Source organism: Pseudoalteromonas sp. H71, assembly GCF_001468485.1.
Lineage (GTDB): Bacteria > Pseudomonadota > Gammaproteobacteria > Enterobacterales > Alteromonadaceae > Pseudoalteromonas.
In genome coordinates this window covers 32,070-38,542 of sequence record NZ_LODI01000023.1, presented here as the reverse complement: position 1 = coordinate 38,542, position 6,473 = coordinate 32,070, and the positions used below count along the sequence as shown (strand labels likewise).

Below are 6,473 nucleotides of genomic sequence, written 5' to 3'. Positions count from 1 at the left end.
AATTAAATTGTGCTGGTGGTGGTAATAACGAAAAGCAATGTTATACCGATAGCGAAGAAAATGCCTTCATCAAAGACGGCATGCTTAACATAGTTGCTCTCCCCGCAGAAGAAGGCGCACAAAAACCTTACACATCAGCCCGCCTAAATACCCGTTACAACGCAGATTTTACTTATGGCCGTTTTGAAATGCGTGCAAAATTACCATCTGGTCAAGGTAGCTGGCCTGCATTTTGGATGATGCCAACTGATGAAGAATACGGCACATGGCCACGCTCTGGTGAAATTGATATTTTAGAAGCTGTAAACCTAAAAGTAGCCGCTGAAGATGGCACTGTTGAATCATACGTACACGGTACTCTTCATTACGGTCGTGAATGGCCAAATAACTCTAGTTCAGGTAAAGCTTATTTATTACCTGAAGACATGAACCCAGCTGATGATTTTCATACTTACGCTATAGAGTGGCAAGAAGGTGAGATCCGCTGGTATGTAGATGACTATTTATACGCTACACAACGTCGCTCAGAAGTTCGTTACAATTCAAAAGACGAAGCTGTTGGCCTTAAACATAAAGGCTGGTTTGCTGAATACTTTGAACAAGGAAGCGGCGAACTTACAACGCATTGGGATAACGCCCCTTTCGACAAAGATTTTTACCTGATATTGAATCACGCAGTTGGTGGAGATTGGCCTGAAAACGTTAACAATTTAGGTATTGATGCAGACGCGTTTGCACAAGGCCAAAGCTTTGAGATTGATTACGTTCGAGTATACGAATGTGCATCAAACCCAATCACTGGCAAAGGCTGTGAAACAGTTCGTCCAGGTTACGACAGCCTAGAAGACGCACTTGTAGAAGGTGCAGCACCTGTGCCTACACCACCAAGCGACGGTGTAGCCCGAAACCTTGATATATTTAACGGTAGCCTAGACGCCAACTGGATTGCATGGGATTGTTGTGGCGGCACTGTACCAGAAGTTATCACTGATGCAGACAAAGGTGACGTTGTTAAATTTAACATAAATGATAACAACGGCACCGTGCTTGGCTTCTCTACACGCGGTGGTCACTTTGCAGACGATTTCACAGGGACATCGTCTCCATTTGATGCATCTCCATTACTAGATTTAAACGGCCGTTTAACGTTTGATATGAAAGTGGTAACGCCTCCAACATCAGATACTACGTGGATACTAAAAGCAGAAGCAGGTGATGGTGGCCCAAATACAGGCGACGTACCATTAAGTGAAAGCAATGAAGGCGTAACGCCTGTAACTGGTCAATGGCAAACATATACTTTTCCATTGTCATTACTTCAAGAAAAAGGCTTAGATTTAAGTGCAATTGATGTGCTTATGGTATTCCCTGCATGGCAAACAGGTGAAGGTGCTGAGTACCTTATTACTAATGTAGCAATTGAAGGTGACTTGGGTGCTTCTCCTGAGGTTGTTTTATTCGACAACGGACAAAGTTTAGATTGGCCTATGTGGGATTGCTGTGGTGGTTCAACACCAGTTGAAGCATTAGACGACGAAGAACACGGTTTAACTGCAGAGTTTAGCATTGGTGAAGCGCCTACAGTAATGGGCTTTAACACACGCACTTCTGCGGGTGGAAGCGGCACACCGTTCGATGCGACTAGCATTTTAGAAAATGGCGTTCTTCAGTTTGAACTAAAAGTAATGTCAAATCCTAATAACCCAGATTCAACTTGGTTAATGAAAATAGAATCAAATGAGGGTGACTCAGCAGTAGAGCTTCCGTTAACAGACGCAGGTGACGCACCAGTTGCCGGTGAATGGAAAACTTACACTTATACCTTAGCTGACTTAGCAGGTGCAGGCCTGGATGTTAGCGCAATTGATGTTGTTATGATTTTTCCAGCGTGGGGCACCGGTGAAGGTGCAGTATATCGTGTAGATAACGCTAAAATTTATGACCCAAGTGCAACATCTGCAGCAGGAAGTGAAATTACAATCTTCCAAGATACAGCCGCAGAGCAATGGAGCATCTGGGACTGTTGTGGCGGTTCAACGCCAACAGAAGAAACAGACGATAGCGACCATGGTACCGTTGCTGAGTTTGTAATTGGCTCAGCGCCAACTGTTATGGGCTTTTTAGCCGATGAAGGTGTTTCTTTTGATGCCTCGTCTATCCTTGCAAATGGGGTTGTACAATTTGAAATGAAAATGGTGACTCCACCTAACGCAACGGATTCTCAATGGTTATTTAAAATTGAGTCAACTGGTGCAGCATCAGCTGTGGAGCTGCCTCTTGCAGAAAGTGTTGAAGGTCAAACACCAGTTATTGGTCAATGGCAAACATACACATTTACGTTGCAATCACTTTTTGACGCCGGTTTAGATATCAGTGATATCAACGTGTTAATGGTTTTCCCAGCATGGGGTACGGGTGAAGGCGCGGTTTATCGCATCGATAACGTGATTATTGCAAACCCGTAGAACAACCATTGAATGGTAGGTGCCTTTAAATAGGCACCCACTAACTGTAATAAATTTAGAAAAGCAGAGCAATTATGAACACATTCACTTTTAAAAAGAGCCAGTTAGCAGCTTCTGTGTCACTTATCATCGCTGCAAGTACATTCAATTTAGCCTATGCAGCAGAAGAAAATACTGCTGAACCTGAACTAGAAGTCATTGAAGTAAAAGGTATCCGCGGATCGTTAATTCGTTCAATGGATGTAAAACGAGATGCCTCTGGTGTAGTTGACGCCATTTCAGCTGAAGAAATGGGTAAGTTTCCAGATACAAACTTAGCAGAATCATTACAGCGAATTACTGGTGTGTCTGTCAGCCGTTCAAACGGTGAAGGTAGCCAAATTACTGTTCGTGGTTTTGGCCCATCGTTTAACTTGGTAACACTAAATGGTCGCCAAATGGCCGGCACAGGTTTTACTCGCTCATTCAACTTTGAAAACTTATCATCAGAAGGTGTAAGTTCGCTTGAAGTAATGAAAACTGCGCGCGCCGATTCACCAACGGGTGGATTGGGTGCAACTGTAAATATTGTTACCGCTAAACCATTACAAAAGCCAGGTGAGCGTTTTTCTTTCATGGCTAAAGGTATTCACGATACATCTGTAGAAGAAGGCGATAAAGTAACACCTGAAATTGCAGGTATCTACAGTAATACCTTTGATGACGAGCGTTTTGGTGTGTCGGCTAACTTTTCATACCATCGTCGTGATTTTCAACGACAAGCAGCAAATGTTCGATCTTGGTTAGTTAACCCTAACCTCTCGGTTGATGCGGCTAATATTGTTGATAACCGCCCAATGGATGCTGAAGGTAACCCGGATAAACAATTCTTTGACCCAAACGCGGGGGAAAATGGTGAATTTGTTTCAGCCGCTTTCTTTCCGCAAGAAGTTAGCTTTGCGAAAGATGACATTCAGCGCGAACGCTTAAATGCACAAGCAACATTTCAGTTTGCACCAACAGACAACCTGACATTTACGCTTGACCATACAATTTCACAAGCAACAACCGGTAATAACTCATTGTCTTGGGGGATCTGGAACGGCTCGTTCGGTGGTAATGCCAATGCTTATGAGCTTGATGAAAACGGTACAGCAGTTTATTACAACTCTGCAGGTGACGATGCATCATTTACTGCATTTCGTGAAACATCAGAAGTTGACTCAAAAGCGACAGGTATTAACGTTGAATGGTTAGCAACCGAAAATCTGAGCTTTAACTTTGATGCCCACACATCTAAAACAACAACTGATAATGGTAAAGATCCTGGTTTAGGTGCTAATGCACGAATCATTTTAGGTTCGGCAGATATTTCAACTAAAGAATACTTTTTCCGTGAGGGTGACGTACCTGGTTTTAATGTAAATTGGAATAATGGCACACAAGAAGTTGATCCAAACCAAATTGGTTCTAACTTTAGTATATTTACCAGAACACCCGGTGAATCTGAAGTATCTCAAGTACAACTAGACGGTAAATTATTTACTTACACTGATATTGGTTTAGAAACCGTTAAATTTGGTGCAGCATATACTAAGCAAACACTTAGTGGTTGGGGTGGCTCTAATAATGCGAATGCTCCAGGCTTTAACAATGGTACATTTGCCGAGATATTCCCAGACAGTATGTTTGAGCGTGTAGATTTAAGTGGATTCCTTGACGAATTTTCGTTTGGTCCTAACGGTGTAGCGCCAGGCTATGCTTATACTTATGATCTTGATGAAGCATTTGCTCGCCAAAGCGCTTTTTTAACTGAAGACGTAATAGGCAGTGATGTTTACCAAATAGGCACTTTTGATGGCTTCCCAACTAATAAAGTAGAAGAAGAAACAATCAGTGTTTACCTATCTACAAATTGGGTATTTAACGTTAGCGACTACGATGTTTTTGTAAATTTAGGCCTTCGCTACGAAGAAACTGACATTGTTAGCCCAGCCAAAAGCCGTGTTGCTCAGCAGGTATATTGGGCTGGTGGTTCTGAATGGTTAACAGAATTTGCCAGTGGTGGTGAATTAGTTGAGGTTGATTACAAAGGTAATTACGATCTTCTTCTACCTATGATAGATGTGAAAGTTGACCTTTCTGATAACTTAGTATCACGCGTATCATGGGGTCAAACAATCACACGCCCTACTCTTGGCGACATGCTTGGCAACTTAAGCTTAACACCGTCACCTAAATTAAATTCAAGAAGCGGTAGTCGTGGTAACCCAAACCTACAACCGTTTAAATCAACCAACTTCGATCTTAGCCTTGAATATTACTACAATGAAGGTAGCTACGCTGCAGTAGGCATGTTTTGGAAAGATGTAGATAATTGGATTGATAACACGCAAGTAACTACTACGTTTGAAGGCCTGCATGATGTTTATTTAGGTCAGCGCTGGAATAACGCGGTCGCCGCAATTGAAGGGCGTGGCGATCAGGCAACTGACGCTGCTATCTATAATGAGATTGTTGCAAATGGTGTAGGAATTGGCGAAAACAACCGCGTACTTCCTGACCCAGCAACTGATCCGTTAATTGAGTGGACAATCAACTCACCAGAAAACGTAGGATCTCGCAAAGTAAATGGTGTTGAGTTTGCGATACAGCATTTATTTGGCGAGTCGGGTTTTGGTGCTGGTTTTAATGCCACTATTGTTGATGGTGATGTAGAGTACGACAACTATTACCTTGCATCTCAAGCTGTGTTAGCGGGTCTGAGTGACTCTGCAAACCTACAAGGTTTTTACGAAAAAGATGGCTTATCAGTTAAAATTACTGGTGCATGGCGTGATGAATACTTAATTGCGCAAGGCCTACCGGACTCAGGCGCTACCGCTCCACCACAATATGCTGAAGAATACTTACAGTGGGATATTAGCGTTAACTACGAAGTTAACGAAAGCACTACCGTGTTTTTTGAAGGGGTTAATTTAACAAACGAAACAGAGCGTTCGTTCAGCCGTTTTGAAAGTCAGTTCTTAAGCGCTGCACAATATGGGCCACGTTATGCCTTTGGTTTTAGATACTCAATGGGTAACTAAACATAAATAAACAATCTATAAAAACCGCTCTTAGAGCGGTTTTTTATTTTGTAAGCTATGGTATGCGCTTTATGTGCTCTAATAATATGTTAGTTGTCCAGTCGATGCCGTTGTACGCAATATCTGGCTTGTAAAAGTCTCCTGCCCCACGCGCTCTATTTACATAGACTTTATTTGGCACAATCACTTTACCTAAGCCTTAAGGTAAATCAGCTAAACGTACCTCCATATACAACGTTATCGCCAATTTATGGGGAATAGCTACACAACATAGGCTCTGCCTTGCCTAAACACTAAACACTAAACACTAAACACTAAACACTAAACACTAAACACTAAACACTAAACACTAAACACTAAACACTAAACACTAAACACTAANAACACTAAACACTAAACACTAAACACTAAACACTAAACACTAAACACTAAACACTAAACACTAAACACTAAACACTAAACACTAAACACTAAACAGGCTGCTGAAGATTTAACCTGAAAGGTCAACAGACCCCAATCATTTAATGCTTGAGTAAACGAATCCATTCATCGGGGTTAGCTAAAATAAAATCATAACTATCATTATTTTTTAAAGTAATTGTTATTGCATCATGTGTAAGTGGCAAAATCCCCGCCCCTTTACCGACTGATTTTTCAATTTTAATAATTGCGCTTCGTGATAATGTATAAGGCCCTAAACCAGCACTTTCATTGTATGGCTCAAAACGTACCTGACCTTGCGTTACATAAAATTTACCATCGACTTTTGCCACACCACTTTGGTACGTAGCAGTAGATGATTTAAGTATTTTATTGTTCATTCGGCTTTCCTGCTAATTCATAAATTTACTTTTATAAAACTTTTTCACCTTACGAAGTTATACAGTCTTATGTTTTAAGGCAATTAATTTGTACCTAAAAAGGTAAATTCAGTTTGTAC

General features: G+C 41.4%; 3 protein-coding genes and 1 pseudogene. 2 read left to right on the top strand and 2 right to left on the bottom strand.

Annotated features, from left to right (window positions below):
• A partial coding sequence (locus ATS71_RS11235) for a glycoside hydrolase family 16 protein (RefSeq protein WP_058404905.1) occupies window positions 1-2,465 on the top strand: 2,465 nt, incomplete at its 5' end.
• A 74-nt stretch (window positions 2,466-2,539) separates the two neighbouring features.
• Window positions 2,540-5,533 carry a TonB-dependent receptor gene (locus ATS71_RS11230; RefSeq protein ID WP_058404904.1) on the top strand — a complete coding sequence of 998 codons (2,994 nt, stop codon included), beginning with the start codon at window positions 2,540-2,542 and terminating at the stop codon, window positions 5,531-5,533.
• A 55-nt stretch (window positions 5,534-5,588) separates the two neighbouring features.
• On the opposite strand, the pseudogene ATS71_RS19045 reads toward ATS71_RS11230, so the two are convergent.
• Together ATS71_RS19045 and ATS71_RS11225 are read right to left on the bottom strand one after the other, a co-directional pair.
• Window positions 5,589-5,777: pseudogene (locus tag ATS71_RS19045) on the bottom strand (S41 family peptidase); the annotation flags it as partial.
• Window positions 5,778-6,054: 277 nt separating this feature from the next.
• Window positions 6,055-6,354, bottom strand: a complete 300-nt coding sequence (locus ATS71_RS11225; RefSeq protein ID WP_058404903.1) for a hypothetical protein — start codon at window positions 6,352-6,354, stop codon at window positions 6,055-6,057.
• Window positions 6,355-6,473: the final 119 nt, after the last annotated feature.